Source organism: Streptomyces sp. NPDC033178 (assembly GCF_055577685.1).
The window spans coordinates 127,440-148,517 of sequence record NZ_JBVIPT010000009.1; the positions used below are offsets into that span (position 1 = coordinate 127,440).

The 21,078-nt window shown below is 69.0% G+C and carries 20 protein-coding genes; 2 read left to right on the forward strand and 18 right to left on the reverse strand.

The features are described 5' to 3' along the window. Window positions 1-120: 120 nt before the first annotated feature. From ACZ5VQ_RS23130 to ACZ5VQ_RS23185, 12 genes are all read right to left on the reverse strand, one after another. A complete protein-coding gene (locus ACZ5VQ_RS23130; protein ID WP_362077774.1) occupies window positions 121-2,982 on the reverse strand; it encodes a DEAD/DEAH box helicase in 2,862 nt (953 codons plus the stop codon). 71 nt (window positions 2,983-3,053) lie between these two features. After that, window positions 3,054-3,944: a diacylglycerol kinase gene (locus ACZ5VQ_RS23135; RefSeq protein WP_469106516.1), complete on the reverse strand. Its 891-nt coding sequence runs from the start codon at window positions 3,942-3,944 to the stop codon at window positions 3,054-3,056. A 45-nt stretch (window positions 3,945-3,989) separates the two neighbouring features. Next, the gene (tatC, locus tag ACZ5VQ_RS23140; RefSeq protein ID WP_469106517.1) at window positions 3,990-4,946 is read right to left on the reverse strand and encodes a twin-arginine translocase subunit TatC; all 957 of its coding nucleotides are present in this window, start codon (window positions 4,944-4,946) and stop codon (window positions 3,990-3,992) included. Window positions 4,947-4,993: 47 nt separating this feature from the next. Further along, window positions 4,994-5,281: a Sec-independent protein translocase subunit TatA gene (tatA, locus tag ACZ5VQ_RS23145; RefSeq protein WP_200399357.1), complete on the reverse strand. Its 288-nt coding sequence runs from the start codon at window positions 5,279-5,281 to the stop codon at window positions 4,994-4,996. 237 nt (window positions 5,282-5,518) lie between these two features. After that, complete coding sequence (locus ACZ5VQ_RS23150; RefSeq protein ID WP_055615502.1) at window positions 5,519-5,713, reverse strand: hypothetical protein; 195 nt, start codon at window positions 5,711-5,713, stop codon at window positions 5,519-5,521. 9 nt (window positions 5,714-5,722) lie between these two features. Then, window positions 5,723-6,010 carry a hypothetical protein gene (locus tag ACZ5VQ_RS23155; protein WP_200399355.1) on the reverse strand — a complete coding sequence of 96 codons (288 nt, stop codon included), beginning with the start codon at window positions 6,008-6,010 and terminating at the stop codon, window positions 5,723-5,725. A gap of 11 nt (window positions 6,011-6,021) precedes the next feature. After that, a complete protein-coding gene (locus tag ACZ5VQ_RS23160; protein WP_469106518.1) occupies window positions 6,022-7,179 on the reverse strand; it encodes a helix-turn-helix transcriptional regulator in 1,158 nt (385 codons plus the stop codon). Between the two features lie 16 nt (window positions 7,180-7,195). Beyond that, window positions 7,196-8,149 carry a helix-turn-helix transcriptional regulator gene (locus tag ACZ5VQ_RS23165; protein WP_327394959.1) on the reverse strand — a complete coding sequence of 318 codons (954 nt, stop codon included), beginning with the start codon at window positions 8,147-8,149 and terminating at the stop codon, window positions 7,196-7,198. Window positions 8,150-8,426: 277 nt separating this feature from the next. After that, complete coding sequence (locus ACZ5VQ_RS23170; RefSeq protein WP_469106519.1) at window positions 8,427-8,801, reverse strand: FKBP-type peptidyl-prolyl cis-trans isomerase; 375 nt, start codon at window positions 8,799-8,801, stop codon at window positions 8,427-8,429. An 88-nt stretch (window positions 8,802-8,889) separates the two neighbouring features. Continuing rightward, window positions 8,890-9,897, reverse strand: coding sequence for an FKBP-type peptidyl-prolyl cis-trans isomerase (locus tag ACZ5VQ_RS23175; protein WP_469106520.1), 1,008 nt, complete (start codon window positions 9,895-9,897; stop codon window positions 8,890-8,892). A gap of 131 nt (window positions 9,898-10,028) precedes the next feature. Further along, complete coding sequence (pafA, locus tag ACZ5VQ_RS23180; protein WP_143635636.1) at window positions 10,029-11,390, reverse strand: Pup--protein ligase; 1,362 nt, start codon at window positions 11,388-11,390, stop codon at window positions 10,029-10,031. Between the two features lie 9 nt (window positions 11,391-11,399). Then, the gene (locus ACZ5VQ_RS23185; RefSeq protein WP_469106521.1) at window positions 11,400-12,659 is read right to left on the reverse strand and encodes an MFS transporter; all 1,260 of its coding nucleotides are present in this window, start codon (window positions 12,657-12,659) and stop codon (window positions 11,400-11,402) included. A gap of 138 nt (window positions 12,660-12,797) precedes the next feature. Between ACZ5VQ_RS23185 and ACZ5VQ_RS23190 the strand changes: the two genes are divergently transcribed. Next, window positions 12,798-13,814, forward strand: a complete 1,017-nt coding sequence (locus ACZ5VQ_RS23190) for a LacI family DNA-binding transcriptional regulator (protein WP_469106522.1) — start codon at window positions 12,798-12,800, stop codon at window positions 13,812-13,814. 130 nt (window positions 13,815-13,944) lie between these two features. On the opposite strand, the gene prcA is transcribed toward ACZ5VQ_RS23190, so the two are convergent. The 5 genes from prcA to arc all read right to left on the reverse strand — a co-directional run bounded on the left by prcA (window position 13,945) and on the right by arc (window position 19,639). Next, window positions 13,945-14,691 carry a proteasome subunit alpha gene (gene prcA / locus ACZ5VQ_RS23195; RefSeq protein WP_143635642.1) on the reverse strand — a complete coding sequence of 249 codons (747 nt, stop codon included), beginning with the start codon at window positions 14,689-14,691 and terminating at the stop codon, window positions 13,945-13,947. A gap of 57 nt (window positions 14,692-14,748) precedes the next feature. Beyond that, window positions 14,749-15,594 carry a proteasome subunit beta gene (gene prcB, locus ACZ5VQ_RS23200; RefSeq protein WP_055618379.1) on the reverse strand — a complete coding sequence of 282 codons (846 nt, stop codon included), beginning with the start codon at window positions 15,592-15,594 and terminating at the stop codon, window positions 14,749-14,751. A gap of 148 nt (window positions 15,595-15,742) precedes the next feature. Then, the gene (locus tag ACZ5VQ_RS23205; RefSeq protein WP_362077744.1) at window positions 15,743-15,961 is read right to left on the reverse strand and encodes a ubiquitin-like protein Pup; all 219 of its coding nucleotides are present in this window, start codon (window positions 15,959-15,961) and stop codon (window positions 15,743-15,745) included. Window positions 15,962-16,126: 165 nt separating this feature from the next. After that, window positions 16,127-17,638 carry a depupylase/deamidase Dop gene (gene dop, locus ACZ5VQ_RS23210; RefSeq protein WP_361892120.1) on the reverse strand — a complete coding sequence of 504 codons (1,512 nt, stop codon included), beginning with the start codon at window positions 17,636-17,638 and terminating at the stop codon, window positions 16,127-16,129. 234 nt (window positions 17,639-17,872) lie between these two features. Continuing rightward, window positions 17,873-19,639, reverse strand: coding sequence for a proteasome ATPase (gene arc, locus ACZ5VQ_RS23215; protein ID WP_469106523.1), 1,767 nt, complete (start codon window positions 19,637-19,639; stop codon window positions 17,873-17,875). Window positions 19,640-19,898: 259 nt separating this feature from the next. Between arc and ACZ5VQ_RS23220 the strand changes: the two genes are divergently transcribed. Next, a complete protein-coding gene (locus ACZ5VQ_RS23220; protein WP_055618382.1) occupies window positions 19,899-20,198 on the forward strand; it encodes a ferredoxin in 300 nt (99 codons plus the stop codon). A gap of 55 nt (window positions 20,199-20,253) precedes the next feature. Here ACZ5VQ_RS23220 and ACZ5VQ_RS23225 read toward each other — a convergent pair whose 3' ends face one another. Continuing rightward, complete coding sequence (locus ACZ5VQ_RS23225; RefSeq protein ID WP_469106524.1) at window positions 20,254-20,829, reverse strand: hypothetical protein; 576 nt, start codon at window positions 20,827-20,829, stop codon at window positions 20,254-20,256. Window positions 20,830-21,078 lie beyond the last annotated feature (249 nt).

Below are 21,078 nucleotides of genomic sequence, written 5' to 3' on the forward strand. Positions count from 1 at the left end.
CTGTCGCGCCCAAGGCAGCCGACGAATCACGTCGGCCAACCCGCCCCCCTCAGGCGGCCCCGCCCCGCACACACGGTCGGCCCCGCCGCCCCGCGCCCACCGACGCACCGCCCCACCGACTCACCCCACCGACGAGTACGCCACCACTCCCCGCAGCAACTGATCAACGGCCTTGCGCGCGTTCTTCGCCACAGTCGAACTCGCCCCGGACGAGACCGGCGCTGCCGCGGAGATCTGGCCCAGCACGTCGATGACCTGCTTGCACCAGCGGACGAAGTCACCGGCGGGCATCTCCGCCTCGCGCAGCACCTCGTCGAGGCCCTTGCCGGACGCCCACTCGTACGCCGCCCAAGCGAAGCCCAGATCGGGCTCGCGCTGGCCGACGCCCTCGGTCTGGGTGATGCGGAAGTCCTCCTCCAGGGCGTCGAGCCGGCCCCAGATGCGGACCATCTCGCCGAGCGCGGCCTTCGCCCTGCCCGACGGCAGCTTCGGCGCCATCGCGTCGTCGCCGACCCTGGACTCGTACACCAACGCCGAGACGCACGCGGCCAGTTCGGCCGGGCCGAGGCCCTCCCAGACCCCTTCGCGCAGGCATTCGCTGGAGAGCAGGTCCATCTCGCCGTACAACCGGGCGAGCCGCTTGCCGTGTTCGGTGACCTCGTCGCCGCGCAGATAGTCCAGCTCGGTCAGGAGCGCGACGATGCGGTCGAAGGTGCGGGCGATGGTGTTCGTCCGGCCCTCGATGCGGTTCTCCAACTGGGCGGTGTCGCGCCGCAGTCGGTGGTAGCGCTCGGCCCAGCGGGCGTGGTCCTCGCGGTCGGTGCATCCGTGGCAGGGATGGGCCCGGATCGCCGTGCGCAGCTGGGCGATCTCGCGGTCGTCGGCGGCCTCGGCGCGGCGCTTGCGGTGCCGCTCGGGCACGATGTGTCCGGCCTTGGTGCGCAGCGCCGAGGCGAGGTCACGGCGCGACTGCGGCGAGCGCGCGTTGAACGACTTCGGGATGCGCATCCGCTCCAGCGCCTCGACGGGCACCGGGAAGTCGGTCGTGTTGAGCCGCTTGACCTGGCGCTCGGCCGTGAGCACGAGAGGGCGCGGCCCGTCGTGGTGCTCGAAGCCCCGGTGTCCGTTGGACCGCCCGGCGGGCAGCCCCGGGTCGAGGACGAGTGCGAGTCCCGCGAACTTGCCGGTCGGGACGTGGATGACGTCACCCGGCTTGAGCTTCTCCAGGGAGACGGCCGCCTCGGCGCGCCGCTGCGACGCGCCCTGCTTGGCCAGCTCGGTCTCGCGGTCCTTGAGGTCGCGGCGCAGTCGCGCGTACTCCTCGAAGTCTCCGAGGTGGCAGGTCATGGACTCCTTGTAGCCCTCAAGGCCCTCTTCGTTGCGCTGCACCTGGCGGGAGATCCCGACGACCGACTTGTCGGCCTGGAACTGTGCGAAGGACGTCTCAAGGAGCTCGCGCGAGCGGTGCCGCCCGAACTGCTCGACGAGGTTCACCGCCATGTTGTACGACGGCTTGAAGCTGGAGCGCAGCGGGTACGTGCGCGTGCCGGCGAGTCCCGCGAGGTGGTCGGGGTTGATTCCGCGCTGCCACAGCACGACGGCGTGGCCCTCGACGTCGATGCCGCGGCGGCCGGCCCGGCCGGTGAGCTGGGTGTACTCGCCGGGGGTGATGTCGGCGTGCTGCTCGCCGTTCCACTTGACGAGCTTCTCCAACACCACCGAGCGGGCGGGCATGTTGATGCCGAGCGCGAGGGTCTCGGTGGCGAACACGGCCTTCACCAGGCCGCGTACGAAGAGTTCCTCGACGACTTCCTTGAACGTCGGCAGCATGCCCGCGTGGTGGGCCGCGATGCCGCGCTCCAGGCCTTCCAGCCACTCGTAGTAGCCGAGGACGTGGAGGTCCTCGGTCGGGATGGAGGCCGTGCGCTCCTCGACGAGGGCGCGGACCTTCTCCCGGGCCTCCTCGTCGTTCAGCCGCAGACCCGCGTACATGCACTGCTGGACGGCGGCCTCGCAGGCGGCGCGGCTGAAGATGAACGTGATGGCGGGCAGCAGCCCTTCGGAGTCGAGCCGCTCGATGACCTCGGGCCGCCCCGGCGTCCACACGCGGGACCGCTGCCGCCGCTCGCGCTCCCGGTCGGCGTCGCGCATGGCGCGGCCCCGCTTGCGGTCCTGGTACGACGGACGGCTGGCCTCCATGCGCGCCAGGCGCGTGAGGTCGGGGTTGACGGCCTTCTTGTGGCCCTCGCCCTCCTCGAAGAGGTCGTACATCCGGCGCCCGGCGAGTACGTGCTGGAAGAGCGGCACGGGCCGGTGCTCGGAGACGATCACCTCGGTGTCGCCGCGGACGGTGTCCAGCCAGTCGCCGAACTCCTCCGCGTTCGACACCGTCGCCGACAGTGACACCAGGGTCACCGACTCGGGGAGGTGGATGATCACTTCCTCCCAGACGGCGCCGCGGAAGCGGTCGGAGAGGTAGTGCACCTCGTCCATGACGACGTACCCGAGGCCGAGGAGGGTCTGCGAGCCCGCGTACAGCATGTTCCGGAGGACCTCGGTGGTCATCACGACCACCGGTGCCTCGGAGTTGACGCTGTTGTCGCCGGTCAGCAGGCCCACCTTGTCCGCGCCGTAACGACGGCACAGGTCGGCGTACTTCTGGTTCGACAGTGCCTTGATGGGCGTGGTGTAGAAGCACTTCTTGCCCTGCTGGAGGGCGAGATGGACGGCGAACTCGCCGACGATCGTCTTGCCCGAGCCGGTGGGCGCGGCCACGAGAACACCCTTGCCCGCTTCGAGGGCCCGGCAGGCCTCGATCTGGAAGGGGTCGAGGCCGAAGTCGTACATCTCGCGGAAGTCCGCGAGCGCGGTGGCCTGCTCGACAGCACGCTTACGGGCTGCCGCGTACCGCTCGGCCGGTGAGAGATCCTCTGTCATCGTGCATTCGAGACTACCGGCCACCACTGACAACAGGACGATCATTATCCGATCGGAGCCTGTGGATCCGGCGTCCGACCAGCTCAGCAAGTCCCCGCAGGGCCGCGTTCCGCTGCTCAGGGCCCCGCGACCCGCACCGCGCCCCGTATGCATTCCGCGGTCAGCGGCAGCGGCCCGAGCGGCTCCCCGTCGGCGTATCCGGTGATCCCCTCAGCAGCCAGTTCGATCTTCGCCGCACGATGCACGGTGATCTTGGGGTGGCCGAGATGTGTCCCCTTGTAGACCTGCGGGAAGACCCGGAGCAGCGACCTGCGGCTGCAGTCCCCGACCACGGTGACGTCGAAGAGCCCGTCCGTGAGATCGGCGCCCGCGCAGATCTTCATCCCGCCCCCGTACGAGGAGCCGTTGCCGACGGCCACCAGCGTCGCCTCGATCTCGCGGACCTCGCCGTCGTCCAGGGTGATCCGGAACGGGAAGGGCTTGAAGGCGGCGAGTTCGGCGAGCATCGCGAGGTCGTACGTGAAGCGGCCGGTGGGCCATCTCATGCGGTTGCCGCGGTCGTTGACGCGCGAGTCGAAGCCGGAGGCGAGGACGGTCCCGAACCAGGTACCGCCGACGCGCCCCAGGTCGATGTCGCGCAGCCGTGCCCCCTTGAGCGCCTCGGCGACCACCCGTCCCGCGGCGGCGGGGTCGCGCACGGGAAGTCCGAGGGCCCGCGCGAAGTCGTTCCCGGTACCGACGGCGACCAGGCCCAGCGGCGTACGGGTCCCGGCGACGACTTGGAGGGCGAGGTTCGCCATGCCGTCGCCGCCGACGGCCACCAGGGCGCCCGTGCCGGCCTCGACGGCGGCACGCGCGCGCGTGAGGGCGTCCGCTGCGTTCTCCCCGAGGACCGTGCGTACGGAGAAGCCTGCCGCCCGCAACGCGGAAGCGGCCGGCTGCGCCGCGCGGGCGCCCCGGCCGCGTCCCGCGGTGGGATTGACGAAGAGGGTGATCTCGCTGGTCACGGCCACGGACCCTACAACGTCGTCCGGCAGGGTCGTCCGGCGACGTCAGGTCACGTCGTCGTAGCCGTTGATCCGGTCGTGCTCGGGGTCCGCCTGCGCCGGGAGCGCGCGGTTCGCCGACACGGACTCGATCTCGCCGATGTCCTCGGGTGTGAGGTCGAGCTCCGAGGCCTCGTCGTCGTCCGGCCCCTCGGCCTCACGACGGGCCCTGCGGCGGTCGTTCAGCAGCGAGAAGGCGGTGGCCACGAAGTACAGGATCCAGATCGGCCCGGCGAGTGCCAGCATCGTCAGCGGGTCCGTGCTGGGCGTGGCGACCGCCGCGAACACCGTGATGCCCATGATCATGCCGCGCCACCAGCCGGACATGCGCTTGCCGGAGATGATTCCGGTCATGTTGAGCATCACCAGGAGCAGCGGCAGCTCGAAGGAGAGACCGAAGACGAGCACCATGCGCGTGACGAGGTCGAGCAGATCGTCCAGCGGCAGCAGGTTGTCGACGCCGAACGGCGTGAACTCGATAAGCACCTTCGCGGTGGTGGGCAGCACCTTGTACGCGAAGAATCCGCCGCCGAGGAAGAGCGGAACGCCCGACGCGACAAACGCGTAGGCGTACTTCTTCTCGCTCTTGTGCAGGCCGGGCGCGACGAAGGCCCAGAGCTGGTAGAGCCAGATCGGCGAGGCGAAGACGACGCCCGCCATCAGGGACACCTTCAACGCCAGGGTGAACGGCGTGAGCAGACCATTGATCGTGATCTGCGCGCAGGTGGTGTCCTCGGGCTGCTTCGCCAGCTCCTCGAAGGACTTCGCACAGCCCACCGAGTCGAGGATCGGCTCCGTGAAGAAGTTGATGATGTCGTTGTAGAAGAAGGCGGCGACGATCGTGACGGCGACGATGGCCAGCATCGCCTTCGCGAGCCGGTTGCGGAGCTCACGAAGGTGCTCCGCGAGGGGCATCCGCCCCTCCGGATCCTTCTCCTCGTTCTTGCGGGCAGACTTGAGCAACCCACGTTCCCATCTCGTGCAGGGGGCCGGCGGTCACCGGCCCTGCGTCAGCGCTTGGTCGTGTCCGTCGGCTCGGTGACCGGGCGCGAGCTGGTCACGTCACCGGGTGCGGCCTGGATGGTGCGCTGGACCTGGGACTGGTCGTCGTGCGGCGGGGCTGCCGGGGCGGCGCTGTCGTCCTTGCCCTCGGTCTTCATCGCCTTGGCCTCGCTCTTGAGGATGCGGGCGGACTTGCCCAGCGAGCGGGCCATGTCCGGAAGCTTCTTCGCGCCGAACAGCAGGATGATGACGACGAGGATGAGAATGATCTCGGGAGCGCCGAGCCTTCCGAACATAAGCTTTTACCTTCTCACCGAGGCGGCGTGGTTGGGTTGCTGCCCGACCGGTCGGACGTCTGTCCGACAGTCGTGCTGGCAGCGATCGTAACGCTCAGGGGTAAACGCGGGGCAATCCCTGTGCGTACTCCCAGTTTGCGGTCGGCGCCTCGCTCTCCGGGCCGCGACCAGCAGCGTACCTGCCGATCCTGCGAACCAGACAGGTCGGAGTGACTCAAAGCGCATGGACAGGAAGGCTCAGAGGGCGTCCGCGGCACGAGCCGCACCGGCGGACGCGTGTTCCAGATCCTCGGCCGCGCGGCTGATCCTGCGTGCGGACTCGGTGACCTGCCTGCCCAGACGCTCCGCTTCGAGGAAGACACGGACGGCGAGCACGCCGAGGACGGAGATTCCCAGGAAACCCACAGCGATCGCGAACATCGGCCAGAACATGGCTCGACCCTAAGCCCCCTGGACCGTCGCGTGCAGACGCAGGGCCCGGACCCCTCCGCCGGTGAGGAGTTCGACGATGCGCTCCCCGGCCGGCTTGCGTACCGCGGCGCCGCACTCCGGGCAGGTGAAGGAGTAGAAAGTGGTCCGATGTGTGGCGCCGATGACCAGGCGCAGAGCGTTCGCGGAGAGTTCGAAACCGGCCCGGCAGTCGGGACACGCGGCCTTGAACACCACGGGATCCACCCTTGTCATCCCCGAGAACGCGGACGCAACGGACATTTCACTGATACCAGACATCGCCGACCCGCTCAAAGCCCTTGCTCCTGCCTGCCGTACAGCCCGTCATGAACTCCGTGCGGCCCGTCGTCCGGGCGCTGCGCTCCCCCGCCGCCGTCGAGCGGAGCACCTGGGGCACCGCCGCGAGGGGCACCAGGGCCACCGTCGCGAGGCGTACCGGGAACGTCCTGCGGTCGGTCCCCCGTGTCACCGGCGCCCAGCGGTCCGTCGTACGCCGCGAGGGCCTCACGGGCCGCCTGCCGGGCGCTGTCCGCGACCTCCGTCGGCGACACGATCCGGCCTTCCCTGCCGAGCCGCAGCGCGAGCCGGCGCAGCGACGCCGGGTCGGGGGCGCGCAGGGTGATGCGCAGGCCGCCGTCGGGGAGCTCCTCGGCGCTGTCGTGCGGGTAGTACTCGGCGACCCAGCGCCCGCCGGGGCCGACCTCCACGACCACCTCGGGATCCTCCGCGGCCGGCTGCACAAGGCCCTCGGAGAGGTCACGCAGCTCGACCTCGGGCGGCGCGGACGCCTCGTCGAGGATCTTGATCTCGGCGACCCGGTCGAGCCGGAAGGTGCGCCGTGCCTCGGAGCGGCGGCACCACGCCTCCACGTACGTGTGCCCGACGCTGACCAGGCGGATCGGGTCGATCTCCCGCTCGGTGAGCTCGTCCCGCGAGGGCGAGTAGTAGCGGATCCACAGCCGGCGGCGCTCGGAGATCGCCCGGTCGACGTCGGCGAAGACCCCGCCCTCGGACTCGAAGGTGACCGACAGCCGGGCGCTGGCCCCCGCGGCCTCCCCGGAGGCGGCCTCCACCTTCGCGGTGGCCCGCAGCAGCGCCTGCCGGTCGCCCTCACGCAGTCCGGGCAGGGTCGACACGGCCCGTGCGGCCACCAGCAGCGCGGTCGCCTCGTCGGCTGCGATCCGCAGCGGCTCGGCGACGTCGTCGGGGTTGTGCCACCAGATCCGGTCGCCGTCGGTGTCGATGTCGAGCAGATCGCCCCCGCGGAAGCTGGTCCCGCACAGCGGCAGCACGTCGAGGTCGGAGATCAGCTCGTCCTCGGTGATCCCGAAGGCCCGCGCGACATCCTCGACACGGGCGCCGGGCCGCTCACGCAGATATGTCACCAGGGAGAGCATCCGCCGGGTCTGGTCGAGCGCGTTCGTGGGCTTGGCCGGTTTTCCTGCCACTTTCTTACGTTCCCCCTCAGCCCTTGGCCACGGCGCGCAGCCGGTCGACGACGTCGGCCCGCAGCTCGGCGGGTTCCAGGACGACCACGTCGGGCCCGAACTCGACGAGCCAGGCATCCAGGCCGTGCCCGTACGGAATCTCCAACTCGTCCCACCCGTCGCCGAGTTCCCGTACGGAGGCGGCCTTCGCGCGCAGCGGGTACCCCGAGCCCGACCGCAGCCGGATCAGCGCGGAGCGGTCGGCGATGTCCCCCGCCCAGCTCGCGACGGTCTCACGCACGGTGACCACGTCGGGCACCTGGGCCGTGTACTTTCCGCCGCGCGTACGGACCTTGCCGGTGATCCTGGACAGCCGGAAGACCCGCTCGGCGCCCCGGTCGCGGTCCCAGCCGGCCAGGTACCAGTGACCGCGCCAGCACTCCAGGGCCCACGGCTCGACGAGGCGGGGCTCGGGTCGGGCCGCGGTCGCCTTGCGGTAGTCGAAGGCGACGGGCCGCCGGTCGCGGCAGGCGAGCATCAGGGGCTCGAAGGCGGCCTCGTGCACGGGGATGCGGGGTTCGAGGGCGCCATGGGACTCGTACGGATCGACGTCCTCGGGGAGGCCCGCGGCGCGCAGTTTCTGCAGGGCGCCGCTCGCCGCGCCCGCGAGGCGGGCCTGCTGCCAGACCTTGGCGGCGAGGCCGAGGGCCGCGGCCTCCTCGGCGTCGAGGGTGATGGGAGGCAGCCGGTTGCTGTCGCGGCGGGCCAGATAGCCGACTTCGCCGTCGAGGTTCTCCACCGTCTCGATGACCAGACCGAGTTCGCGCAGATCGTCCTTGTCGCGCTCGAACATCCGGTTGAAGGAGTCGTCCGAGCTCGCCTCCAGATAGGCCTCGATGGACTCGCGGAGCTCGCGCTTGCTGAGCGGCCGCCGGGTCCCGAGCAGACACAGCGCCAGGTTCATCAGCCGCTCTGCCTTGGCAATGGCCATCGATGCCCTTCCCTATGGTGCTTCCGACCGATGACCGTACCGCCCCGGGGTGTCGTGGCAAAAGCCGAGGGCCCATGCCCGGACTGGCATGGGCCCCAGGTGATCGGGTCCGGTCGGACCGCGATCACACGGCGTACGAAGATCGGACCATGATCAGACCTTCGTGATCACCGGACCGTCGTCCGGCCCTCGTGGTGATCGGATCGTGCTCGGGTCGTGCTCGGGCTCTCGTGGCGACCGGGCCGCCGGTCTCCCCCGGCCGGTCCTCCGCGAGGGCTCAGACGCCGACCAGGTCGCAGACGAAGATCAGTGCCTCGCCGGGCGCGATACGGCCGCCACCGGCGCCCCGCTCGCCGTATGCGAGGTGCGAGGGGATGGTCAGCTGACGGCGGCCGCCGACCTTCATGCCCTGTACGCCCTGGTCCCAGCCCGCGATGACCTGGCCGACGCCCAGCTGGAACTGGAGCGGCGTACCGCGGTTCCAGGAGGCGTCGAACTCCTCGCCGGTGGAGAAGGCCACGCCCACGTAGTGGACCTTGACGAAGTCGCCGGCCTTGGCCACCGCCCCGTCGCCCTCCCAGATGTCCTTGATCTCGAGGTCCGCCGGGGGCTCGCCGCCCGGGAAGTCGATCTCGGGCTTCTCGATGCTCACGTTTCTGGCTCCTGCTTGGTTTGCGGCACGTGTTTGCGACGCCTCGGTGTGACAAGGCAACGCGGACAGTCTTGCATTCCCGAAGGGACTACATCTTCGCGAGGATGTCGACGGAGAAGACGAGCACCGAGTCCTTCTTGATGCTGCTGCCCTGCGGCGGGCTGTCCCCGTAGCCGAGCGCCGGCGGAATCACGATGAGGACCCGGCTGCCGACCTTCTTGCCGGTCAGGCCCTGCGCCCAGCCCTTCACGACCTGTGCGAGCGGGAACGACGTGAGCTGCCCGCGGCTGTACGAGGAGTCGAACTCCTTGCCGTCCGCCCACAGCACGCCCTTGTACTGCACGAGGAGGCTGTCACTCTCGGCGACCTCGTCCCCGTCACCCTCCAGGATGTAGTTCGCGACGAGCTTCTTCGGCGCGGCCTTCTTCGGCACCTCGATGGAGGGGGCCTTGCCGTCGGTGTTGGTGCCGACCTTCGGCAGGTCGATGTTGTCCTGCGCGACGGCCGTACCCTTGGCCGAGCTCTTGCCGTTGAACGCCTGCTGGATATCGACCACGAAGACCAGCGTGTCGGTGCCCTTGATGCCCGCCTGCGCGTTGCCGGACGTGCCGTAACCCCAGGTCGGGGGCACAGCCATCTCGACGCGGCTGCCGACCTTCTTGCCCGCGAGGGCATAGCGCCAGCCGTCGATGATCTGGCCCTGGGCGAGCTGGATGACGAGCGGCGTCTTGCGGTCGAAGGAGTTGTCGAAGACCTTCGCCGAGGACCAGATCTGGCCCAGGTAGTGGGCCTGGACGAAGTCGTTCTCCGCGACCGTCCGGCCGGTGCCCACGATGACCGTCTCGACCGCGAGGTCCTTCGAGGGGTCACCGCTGCCCTTGGCGACGGTGGGCTTCTCACCGAACTTCTCACCGCCGGTGATGCCCGGCAGCGGTCCGTCGACGATCTTCGGCGGCGGGGGCGCCGAGGCCGAGGGCGAAGCCGATGGGGACGGGCTGTCGCTGGGCTTGGCCTTGTCCGACTTGTCGTCGTCCCCGCATCCGGCGAGAGTGACCAGTCCAGCGGGGACGGCGAGAAGAAGTGAGCGTCGGCGCACGGTGGGGGCCTCGTATCGGTCGATCTTGGTTGATGGCGTGCGCGCAACTCTACGACGTGAGAAGGGCGCCGTACGGAAAACGTACGGCGCCCCGCGTTGCGTTCCGGAAACACTCCCGGACGCGTCCTGACTCACATTCCGGCGATGAGCTTCTCCACCCGGTCGTCGACGGAACGGAACGGGTCCTTGCACAACACGGTGCGCTGTGCCTGGTCGTTGAGCTTCAGGTGGACCCAGTCGACGGTGAAATCACGACGCTGTTCCTGGGCGCGCCGGATGAAGTCGCCGCGCAGCCGGGCCCTAGTGGTCTGCGGCGGTACGGACTTGCCCTCGAAGATCTTCAAGTCGTTGCAGATCCGGGCGGCTTGGCCCCGCTTCTCCAGCAGGTAGTAGAGACCTCGGCGACGGTGGATGTCGTGGTAGGCGAGGTCTATCTGAGCGACACGCGGGTGCGACATCGTCATGTTGTGCTTGGCGCGGTACCGCTCGATGAGCTTGTACTTCATCACCCAGTCGATTTCGGTACCGATCCGGTCGAGGTCCTCGGACTCGATCGAGTCGAGCGTGCGGCCCCACAGCTCCAGGACCTGGTCGACGACGCCGGTACGGATACCGCGGCGCTCGACGAAGTCCACTGCCTTCTCGTAGTACTCGCGCTGCACCTCAAGAGCCGAGGCCTCGCGGCCGCTGGCCAGGCGCACCTTGCGGCGGCCCGTGATGTCGTGGCTGACCTCGCGGATGGCCCGGATCGGGTTCTCCAGGGTCAGGTCGCGCATCACGGTGCCCGCCTCGATCATGCGCAGCACGAGGTCGGTGGCGCCGACCTTGAGGAGCATGGTCGTCTCGGACATGTTCGAGTCGCCGACGATGACGTGCAGCCGGCGGTAGCGCTCGGCGTCCGCGTGCGGTTCGTCCCGGGTGTTGATGATCGGCCGGGAGCGGGTCGTCGCCGAGGAGACACCCTCCCAGATGTGCTCGGCCCGCTGGCTGACGCAGTACACGGCACCACGCGGGGTCTGCAGCACCTTGCCGGCACCGCAGAGAAGCTGCCTCGTGACGAGGAACGGAATGAGGATGTCCGCGAGCCGGGAGAACTCCCCGTGACGGGCCACCAGATAGTTCTCGTGGCAGCCGTAGGAGTTGCCCGCCGAGTCGGTGTTGTTCTTGAAGAGGTAGACGTCGCCCGCGATTCCTTCCTCGTGCAGGCGTCGTTCGGCGTCTACCAGGAGTCCTTCCAGAATGCGCTCGCCGGCCTTGTCGTGGGTGACCAGTTCCGTCACGTTGTCACATTCGGGTGTCGCGTATTCCGGATGTGATCCCACGTCGAGATAGAGGCGGGCGCCGTTTCGCAGAAAGACATTGCTGCTGCGGCCCCATGACACGACACGGCGGAAGAGGTACCGCGCCACCTCGTCGGGAGACAGGCGTCGCTGTCCCCTGAACGTACACGTGACGCCGTACTCGTTCTCCAGCCCGAAAATGCGGCGGTCCATGACTGAACATTACGCCTGATGGCCTGTGCTGAAACGGGGTTCGGGGGCACCGTTTCGATCATTTTCCGAACCGCCCCCGACCACCGTGCCCCCGCCCGTAGCTGCGAGGACCCGCCCCGTGGCCAGCAGAACGAGCAGCGCGGCGCCTCCGGCGACAGCCGATACGGCGAAGCCCCGGACGGCTCCGCCCCACTCGATGACCGGTCCCGCGAGGCCCGTCCCGACGGACGCTCCCACGGTGAACGTCGTCACAAGCCAGGAGAACGCCTCGGTGACCGTGCCCCTCGGCGCGTGCCGGTCGACGAGGATGAACGCGCAGGCGATACAGGGTGCGAGGAAGACTCCGGCAAGGGCCATCAGCGCCGTCATGGCGACCACACCCGGCATGAGCATCAGCGGCAGATAACAGACCGCCAGAAGGGCGACGAGCACGCGCAGTCGCCGCTCCGGCGCGCCGCCCCACTGCCGCGCCCCGTAGACCGTGCCCCCGACGAGCGCGCCGAGCCCGATGGCGGACATCAGCCAGCCGTACGTCGCGTCGCCGCCGTGGTCGTCCGCGTAGGACACGCTCGCGACCGTGATGGCACCGAGCGCCATTCCGACAAAAAGGAACGCGCCGAGCAGGGCGATGAGTCCGGACGAGCGCAGCGCGCCGAGCCAGTGCGCCTCGCGCGGCGCCGAACGCCACGCGCGCGAGGGCCGTGAGACGACCACGGAGAGCGCGCCCAGCACGCCGATGACGTTGAGGATGATCAGCGCGGCCTGGGCGGACCACAGGGCCACGCACAGCGTCACGAGCAACGGCCCGACGGTGAACATGACTTCCTGCGCCACCGCGTCCATCGCGTACGCCGTGTGCACCTGGTCCTCCTTACGGAGGACGGAGGGCCACAGCGCCCGCAGACCGCCCTCCAGGGGCGGCGTGAACAGTCCGGCGAGGGCTATCAGGGCGTACGCGAGCGGAAGCACCTCGGTGCCGGTGAGGGCGAACACGGTGGTGGCGAGGGCGGAGACGAGCGCGGCGGGCAGTTGGATCCGCGGCTGGCCGTAGAGGTCCACCAGACGGCCGAGCAGCGGCTGGCCCACCGCGTTGGCCACTCCGTAGACCGCGGCGAGCGCTCCGGCGAGGCTGTAGCTGCCGCCCTCGGCGCGGATGAACAGCACGATGGCGATCGCGGAGGTCGCGTTCGGCAGCCGGCCCACCAGGGTGCCGACGAGCAGCCGCATGGCGTGTTTCGCTCGGAGGATCTCCAGATAACCGGTGGCCATGCCCCGCCCCTTTCGGCTCCAGAATGCCCGAGTTTTCCCGTCCGCGCCGTCGGAGGCCTCGGAGGTGTTACGTATAACTTCGTTCGTCATACGTACCATGTGCGCTGTCCGCGAGTCCAGCAGAAAGACAGGTCACCGGTGGCAGCAGGCAGCCCCCGCCCCACGAGCCGTGACGTCGCCCAGGCCGCGGGAGTGTCCCAGGCGGCCGTCTCCCTGGTGCTCGGCGACAAGTGGCGCGGGCGGGTCTCCGAGCCGACGGCGGAGCGCGTACGGGAGGCCGCGCGGGAACTCGGCTACCGGCCCAACCTCGCGGCCCGCAACCTGCGCCTGGGCAGCACGCGTACGGTCCTGCTGGTGGTGCCTGCCCTGACGACCGAGTTCTTCGCCGGCGTCTACACGGGCGCGGCCCGGGTGGCCGCCGAGCACGGCTTCGGAGTGGTGCTCTACCCCTCCCCCGAGGGCATCGGTCCGGCCCGGGACCCCTTCGCTTCCGCACAGGCCGCCCTGGACGGCGTCATCGCCTCCTCCATGGCCGCCGACGCCCTGACGGCGATCCGCGGCGACCAGCTGCCCCTGGTGATGCTCGACAGCGATCCGGCGGGCAGTACGGGCGCGGCAACGGTCAACCTCGACATCCGCGACGGCGTGCGGCAGGTCGCGGAGCATCTGCTGGGCCTGGGGCACCGCCGTTTCCTGCACCTGGCGGCGGACATCCCGTCCTGGACCTTCGACATTCGCGCCCGCGAGCTCGCCGAGCGCCTGGCCGCGGTCCCGGGCACGGAGCTCCGCACGGCCCCGGCCCCAATTTCCATCGAGGGCGCCCTGGCCGCGGCCGAGACCGCCCTGGCCGCGCCCGGCCCCCGCCCCACCGCCGTGGTCTGCGACGACGACAAACTGGCCGCAGGCGCCTACAAGGCCGCCCGCCGCCTGGGCCTGCGCATCCCCGACGACCTCTCCGTCACCGGCCTCGACGACCTGGCCCTCGCCACGGCCCTGGACCCGGAGCTCACGACGGTCCGCCTGAACGCCGACCTCTTCGGCGAACGCGGCATGGAAGCCCTCCTGGCCGTCCTGAACGCCCGCGAGCCCATCGGCGAGGACATCCCGGTACACCTGGTGATCCGAGGCTCCACAGCCCCACCAGGCGCCCCATAAGGGGCGCGGGGAACTGCGCACTCAGCCCAGACCAACCCACACGCAGAAAACCGACCCTCACCCCGGAAACCCACGTGCCCCCGGCCTGCGAAAGGCCGGGGGCACACAAGAGACAACTAGGTCGAGGAGGTCACTCCTCATCCTCCGGGTCCTCGGCCTCCGCGGCGGTGGACGCCCCACCCTCCTCCAACAGCCGACCGAGCTGCCGGCCGGTAATCCGCTTGAACTTGCGCTGTTGCGGCCGCGTCCGGTCGAGCACCGCGACCTCCAGCCGCTCCGCGGGAATCTCCCGCTCAGTGCCGTTCGTGTCGCGCGACAGCGCCTGAACGGCCAGCTTGAGCGCCTCGGCGAGCGACATCCCCTCCTGGTGCTGCTGGTCCAGGTAGGTGCTGATCTGCTCGGCGTTGCCGCCGACCGCGACCGAGCCGTGCTCGTCCACGATCGACCCGTCGTGCGGAAGGCGGTAGATCTGGTCGCCCTCTGGGGTCTCCCCCACCTCGGCGACGACCAGCTCCACCTCGTACGGCTTCTCCGCCGCGGAGGAGAAGATCGTGCCGAGCGTCTGGGCGTAGACATTGGCGAGACCGCGGGCGGTCACGTCGTCACGGTCGTAGGTGTAGCCCCGGAGGTCGGCGTAACGGACGCCGCCGATCCGGAGGTTCTCGTATTCGTTGTATTTGCCTGCGGCAGCGAAACCGATCCGGTCATAGATCTCGCTGAACTTGTGCAGCGCACGGGACGGGTTCTCGCCGACGAACACGATGCCGTCGGCGAACTGCAGCACGACGAGGCTGCGGCCACGGGCGATGCCCTTGCGGGCGTATTCCGCCCGGTCGGCCATGGCCTGCTGGGGTGATACATAGAACGGCGTCGACACCGGCTATCCGTCCCTTTCTGTGGAAGTCACTCGATCACCTTGACAAGAGGTCCGCTGTCAGAGCAGCGCGGCCCGCGGGCCGTCGGGCTGCTCAAGGCGCCGCTCCAGGATCGAGCGGGCGATCTCGGAGGACTCGTCGTCGGTGAGGCGGCGGAACCCGTCTGCGGTGATCACGGTGACGATCGGGTAGATCCGGCGGGCGACATCGGGACCACCGGTCGCCGAGTCGTCGTCGGCCGCGTCGTACAGCGCCTGTACGACGAGCGTCGTGGCCTGGTCTTCGGTCAGGTCCTTGCTGTAGAGCTTCTTCATGGCGCCGCGGGCGAAGATCGAGCCGGAGCCCGTGGCCGCGAAGCCGTGTTCCTCGGAGCGGCCGCCCGTCACGTCGTACGAGAAGATGCGGCCCTTCTCGCGGTCCACGTCGTACCCCGCGAAGAGCGGGACCACGGCCAGGCCCTGCATGGCCATGCCGAGGTTGGACCGGATCATCGTGGAGAGGCGGTTCGCCTTGCCCTCCAGGGAGAGCGTGGCGCCCTCCACCTTCTCGAAGTGCTCCAGCTCCAGCTGGAACAGCTTCACCATCTCCACGGCCAGACCGGCCGTACCGGCGATGCCCACCGCCGAGTACTCGTCGGCCGGGAAGACCTTCTCGATGTCGCGCTGGGCGATCATGTTGCCCATGGTGGCCCGACGGTCACCCGCGAGCACGACACCGCCGGGGAACGTGGCGGCCACGATCGTGGTCCCGTGCGGTGCCTCGATGACGCCCTTCATGGGCGGCAGCTGCCGGTTGCCCGGGAGAATGGCCGGCTGGTGTTCGGACAGGAAGTCCATGAACGAGGACGAGCCGGGCGTCAGGAAGGCAGCCGGCAGACGCCCGGTGCTACGAGGGTTGGCTTCCACGCGATGTCCTTCCACGTAGGCGGCGGCCCGCCGGGGACGGCCGAGCCGATCATCAAATCTGTGCACGGACCATACCCGTACCCACGCCAGTCATCCGTCCCGGCGCCGACCCGATGGAACGGGCCGACTCCGGGGCGGACAACCGGGGTTACTCTCCGCCCTTTTGAACGAAGGAACGCACGAAGTCCTCTGCGTTCTCCTCGAGGACGTCGTCGATCTCGTCCAGTACGGAGTCGACATCGTCCGACAGCTTCTCCTGGCGCTCCTTGAGGTCTTCGGATGCCTGCGCGTCCTGCGCGGTCTCCTCGACCTCCTCGGTGTTGCGCGTCGCCTTCTGCTGTCCGCCGCCGGTGTCCTTGGTCGCCATAACCCTCACCCCGCTCGGTTCGACGTTCTTGATCAGACCCTACAAGCAGGGTCCGACATCGGCCCCGCAGTTGCTACAACGTCCGGGGGCCACCTCGATGATTCCCGGACGCCGCCTCTTTCCACCTCGCCCTGCCGCATCGGCCCGAGGGCCTCGGCGGCCCGATCAGCCGCCCGAAAGGACCCTGACCAGGTCTTCCGCCGTACGACAGCGGTCGAGGAGCTCCTTGACGTGATTACGCGTTCCGCGAAGCGGCTCGAGGGTTGGGACCCGCTGGAGCGAGTCCCGGCCCGGCAGATCGAAGATCACCGAGTCCCAGGAGGCCGCCGCGACGTCGTCCGCGTACTGCTCCAGGCAGCGCCCGCGGAAGTACGCGCGTGTGTCCTCCGGCGGCTTCGTCCGGGCCCGCTCCACGTCCGTCTCGTCCAGCAGGCGCTTCATCCTGCCGCGGGCCACGAGACGGTTGTAGAGGCCCTTCTCGGAGCGCACGTCGGCGTACTGGAGGTCGACCAGGTGCAGCCGTGCGGCATCCCATTCGAGGCTGTCACGGCGCCGGTAGCCCTCCATGAGTTCCCGCTTGGCCACCCAGTCCAGCTCGCCCGCCAGGCTCATGGGATCGCTCTCCAGGCGCCCCAGGACGTCCTCCCAACGAGTGAGTACGTCCTTGGTCTGCTCGTCCGCGTCCGCGCCGAACCGCTCCTCGACGTACTTGCGCGCCAGTTCGAAGTACTCCATCTGCAGCTGGACCGCGGTGAGTGTCCGGCCGCTGCGGAGAGTGATCAGGCGCTTGAGGGTCGGGTCGTGCGAGACCTGGTGCAGCGTGCGCACCGGCTGGTCCACGGCGAGGTCCACGGCGATGAAGCCGTCCTCGATCATCGACAGGACGAGGGCGGTCGTGCCGAGCTTGAGATAGGTCGAGATCTCCGAGAGGTTCGCGTCGCCGATGATCACATGCAGGCGGCGGTACTTCTCGGCGTCCGCGTGCGGCTCGTCACGCGTGTTGATGATCGGGCGCTTCAGAGTGGTTTCGAGGCCCACCTCGACCTCGAAGTAGTCGGCGCGCTGGCTGAGCTGGAAGCCGTGCTCGTGCCCGTCCTGGCCGATACCGACGCGGCCCGCTCCGGTGACGACCTGGCGTGAGACGAAGAACGGCGTGAGATGGCGCACGATGTCCGAGAAGGGGGTCTCCCGCTTCATCAGATAGTTCTCGTGCGTGCCGTACGAGGCGCCCTTGTTGTCGGTGTTGTTCTTGTAGAGGTGGATCGGCTGGGCACCGGGCAGCTGGGCCGCGCGCTCCGCGGCCTCCGCCATGATGCGCTCGCCGGCCTTGTCCCACAGGACGGCGTCCATCGGATTGGTCACCTCTGGGGAGCTGTACTCCGGGTGTGCGTGGTCGACGTAGAGCCGCGCCCCGTTGGTGAGGATCACATTGGCGAGGCCGATGTCCTCGTCGGTGAGCTGACTGGAGTCGGCGGCCTCGCGGGCGAGGTCGAAGCCCCGCGCGTCCCGCAGCGGGTTCTCCTCCTCGAAGTCCCAGCGGGCCCGCCGGGCCCGGTGCATCGCCGCCGCGTAGGCGTTGACGATCTGGGACGAGGTGAGCATGGCATTGGCGTTGGGGTGGCCGGGGACGGAGATCCCGTACTCCGTCTCGATGCCCATTACTCGCCGTACGGTCATGCGGCCCTCCTTGCCCGGCTGCGTCCTCGGTCGGGGACGCAGCTCAAGTACCGCTGGCGCTCCGGTGCGTGTGCGGTGCCCGTCCCCGCACTGCGCGACTCGGCGGTACCGAAGAGCCTAGAGCGCCTTTGCGCTGGTGGGGAGATCATTTGCGTCATTGCTCAGCTCCAGCTGTGCCCTGGAAAACAGTCGGCTGCGGGTACCCAGTGAGGGCACCCGCAGCCACCCTGTCTTTTACAGGTACTGACCGGTGTTCGCCACCGTGTCGATGGAGCGTCCGGTGTCCGCGCCCTGCTTTCCGGTGATGAGTGTCCGGATGTAAACGATCCGTTCGCCCTTCTTTCCGGAGATTCGGGCCCAGTCGTCCGGGTTCGTGGTGTTCGGCAGGTCCTCGTTCTCCTTGAACTCGTCCACGCAGGCCTGGAGCAGGTGGGAGACCCGCAGACCCTTCTGGCTGTGCTCTAGGAAGTCCTTGATCGCCATCTTCTTGGCGCGACCGACGATGTTCTCGATCATGGCGCCGGAGTTGAAGTCCTTGAAGTACAGGACTTCCTTGTCGCCGTTGGCGTACGTGACCTCGAGGAAGCGGTTCTCCTCGGACTCGGTGTACATGTGCTCGACGGCGGTCTGGATCATGCTCTGGACGGTGGTGGTCTTGCTGCCGCCGTGCTCGCCGACGTCGTCGGAGTGCAGCGGGAGGCGCTCGGTGAGGTACTTGGCGAAGATGTCCTTGGCCGCCTCGGCGTCCGGACGCTCGATCTTGATCTTCACGTCCAGACGGCCGGGACGCAGGATCGCGGGGTCGATCATGTCCTCGCGGTTCGAGGCGCCGATCACCACCACGTTCTGCAGGCCCTCCACGCCGTCGATCTCGGCGAGCAGCTGCGGGACGATGGTGTTCTCCACGTCCGAGCTGACGCCCGATCCACGGGTGCGGAACAGGGACTCCATCTCGTCGAAGAAGACGATGACGGGGGTGCCCTCGCTGGCCTTCTCACGAGCACGCTGGAAGACGAGGCGGATCTGCCGCTCGGTCTCACCGACGTACTTGTTGAGGAGCTCGGGACCCTTGATGTTGAGGAAGAAGCTCTTGCCCGTGGCCTGTCCGGTCACCTCGGCGACCTTCTTGGCCAGCGAGTTGGCGACGGCCTTGGCGATGAGCGTCTTGCCGCATCCGGGGGGCCCGTACAGCAGTACGCCCTTGGGCGGCCGCAGTTCGTGCTCCTTGAACAGATCGGGGTAGAGGTACGGGAGCTCGACCGCGTCGCGGATCATCTCGATCTGGCCGCCCAGACCGCCGATCTGCTCGTAGCCGATGTCCGGGACCTCTTCGAGGACGAGTTCCTCGACCTCGCTCTTGGGAACGACCTCGTAGACATAGCCGGAGCGGGGTTCGAGCAGCAGGGCGTCGCCGGGGCGGATGGTGACATCCATCAGCGGCTCGGCGAGCCGCACCACCCTTTCCTCGTCGGTGTGCCCCACCACGAGGGCGCGCTCACCGTCCTCGAGGATCTCCTTGAGGGTGACGATGTCGCCGATGCTCTCGTACACCATGGCCTCGACCACGTTGAGAGCTTCGTTGAGCATCACTTCCTGGCCACGCCTGAGCTCTTCGAGCTCGACACTGGGGCTGACGTTCACTCGGAGCTTGCGGCCCCCGGTGAAGATGTCTGCCGTGCCGTCCTCGTTCGCGACGAGGAAGACACCGAAGCCGGCCGGCGGCTGCGCGAGCCGGTCGACCTCCTCCTTGAGTGCCACGATCTGGTCGCGGGCCTCTCGGAGGGTGTTGGCGAGCCGCTCGTTCTGCGCGGACACGCCGGCCAGGTTTGTCTGCAGCTCGACGATCCGCTCTTCGAGAATCCTCGTGTGTCGCGGAGAGTCGGCGAGCTTGCGTCGCAGGACGGCGATCTCCTGCTCAAGGTAGGCAATCTGCCCGGACGGGTCGTCGGACCCTCGTCCCGGGCGGATGCCGCGGTTCATGTCGTCGTCGTGGGCTGCCACGGTCCTCACCTCCTCCAAGGGGAGCTGGACGCTTCCAGACCCTACCTGGGTGGGTGTCGATTGAAACCCCTAGATCACAAAGACGGTCGAGGTGTGTCCGATCTTCACCCTTGCGCTCTCCCTCACGCCAGTGGAATACCCACACAACATGATTGGGAAGCCGACGGAGGTAGGGTCGAAGTGTTCAACACCCGCCAGAGCTGGCCCGATTCCCAAGTCTTCGGATCGCTCGGCGCAGGAAACGGCAGGAGAAACGACCGTGCAGCAGGAGGCCGGAGTCGACGGCGAGGGGCTTGAGGTCTGGATCGACCAGGACCTCTGTACCGGCGACGGAATCTGTGCCCAGTACGCCCCCGAGGTCTTCGAGCTGGACATCGACGGCCTGGCCTACGTGAAGAGCTCCCAGGACGAACTCCTGCAGGCCCCGGGCGCCACAACGCCCGTACCGCTGACGCTTCTGCGTGATGTCGCCGACTCCGCGAAGGAGTGTCCGGGCGACTGCATCCATGTGCGTCGCGTTTCGGACAGGGTCGAGGTCTACGGCCCCGACGCGGAGTGACCTAACAACCACTCCGCGTGACACCCTGTCTGATTTCTCACGTCCTGCCCTCGTCTTACACGCTGTGGGCCTCGGACGGTGTCGAGCGGACGAACGCGCCGTTCTTCCACTGCCACTTGGCGCGCTCGGTCACGTCCGGACAGCAACTCGGTACGTCGCGCGACGAGTAGCCGAGGAGGGTCGCGGTGATCGTGGCGTCGCGGACGGCGAAGTCCTTGACGCTCAGCCGGTCCTTCGGGTCGACCAACGTGGCGACGACTCGGGGCTTCGGGTCGTCCGCGGACCGCGTGACGACGTAGACACCGCTCGGCGGAGTGCCGGAGCCGGCCTCGCAGCGGACCACGGCGACCGTCTCGGGGCGGCCGTCGCCGTCGAGGTCGCCGGAGGCCTGTTTCTGGACAGCGGCCTCGGTGGGACCGCACTCGATCGGGAATTCGACGCCGGCCGGGTCGGGGGGCGCCACGGCGGCGGGGGCCGTCTTCGCCTCGGGGCCGTGCTGGGCGGCGGTGGCCCGGTCGGGCTGCAGGAAGCCGGAGGCCGCGACGACTCCGGCGAGGGCGGTCGCCGTGGCCAGCCAGTGGATCGGACGGGTGTGCGTGTGTGCCAGTTCCGGAACGGCGGATTGCTGCACTAGGAAGTGTCTCCTGTGAGGGCTGTGCCGGTGGGGGTGGCCAGCATGGTGCCACACGTCACACCGTGAGGGAACGGCGGGGTCCGGAGTTACTGGCGGGGTGTCAAGGGAAAAGCGTCGTGGGGGGGGGGGGGGGGGGGGGGTGGGGGGGGGGGGGAGGAGGGTGGGGGGGGGGGGGGGGGGCCCAACACAAGGGGGGGCCGCCGAGGGGGGAGGGAGGGGGGGGGGAAGGGGAGGGGGGGAGCGAGG

Bases quoted from the DNA above. Each gene is read 5' to 3' on its own strand.
- ACZ5VQ_RS23150 (WP_055615502.1), bottom strand. From the start codon at position 5,713: ATGTTCTGGCCGATGTTCGCGATCGCTGTGGGTTTCCTGGGAATCTCC.
- ACZ5VQ_RS23165 (WP_327394959.1), bottom strand. From the start codon at position 8,149: ATGGCCATTGCCAAGGCAGAGCGGCTGATGAACCTGGCGCTGTGTCTG.
- pafA (WP_143635636.1), bottom strand. From the start codon at position 11,390: ATGGACCGCCGCATTTTCGGGCTGGAGAACGAGTACGGCGTCACGTGT.
- ACZ5VQ_RS23185 (WP_469106521.1), bottom strand. From the start codon at position 12,659: ATGGCCACCGGTTATCTGGAGATCCTCCGAGCGAAACACGCCATGCGG.
- ACZ5VQ_RS23130 (WP_362077774.1), bottom strand. From the start codon at position 2,982: ATGATCGTCCTGTTGTCAGTGGTGGCCGGTAGTCTCGAATGCACGATG.
- ACZ5VQ_RS23205 (WP_362077744.1), bottom strand. From the start codon at position 15,961: ATGGCGACCAAGGACACCGGCGGCGGACAGCAGAAGGCGACGCGCAAC.
- tatA (WP_200399357.1), bottom strand. From the start codon at position 5,281: ATGTTCGGAAGGCTCGGCGCTCCCGAGATCATTCTCATCCTCGTCGTC.
- ACZ5VQ_RS23155 (WP_200399355.1), bottom strand. From the start codon at position 6,010: ATGTCTGGTATCAGTGAAATGTCCGTTGCGTCCGCGTTCTCGGGGATG.
- dop (WP_361892120.1), bottom strand. From the start codon at position 17,638: ATGACCGTACGGCGAGTAATGGGCATCGAGACGGAGTACGGGATCTCC.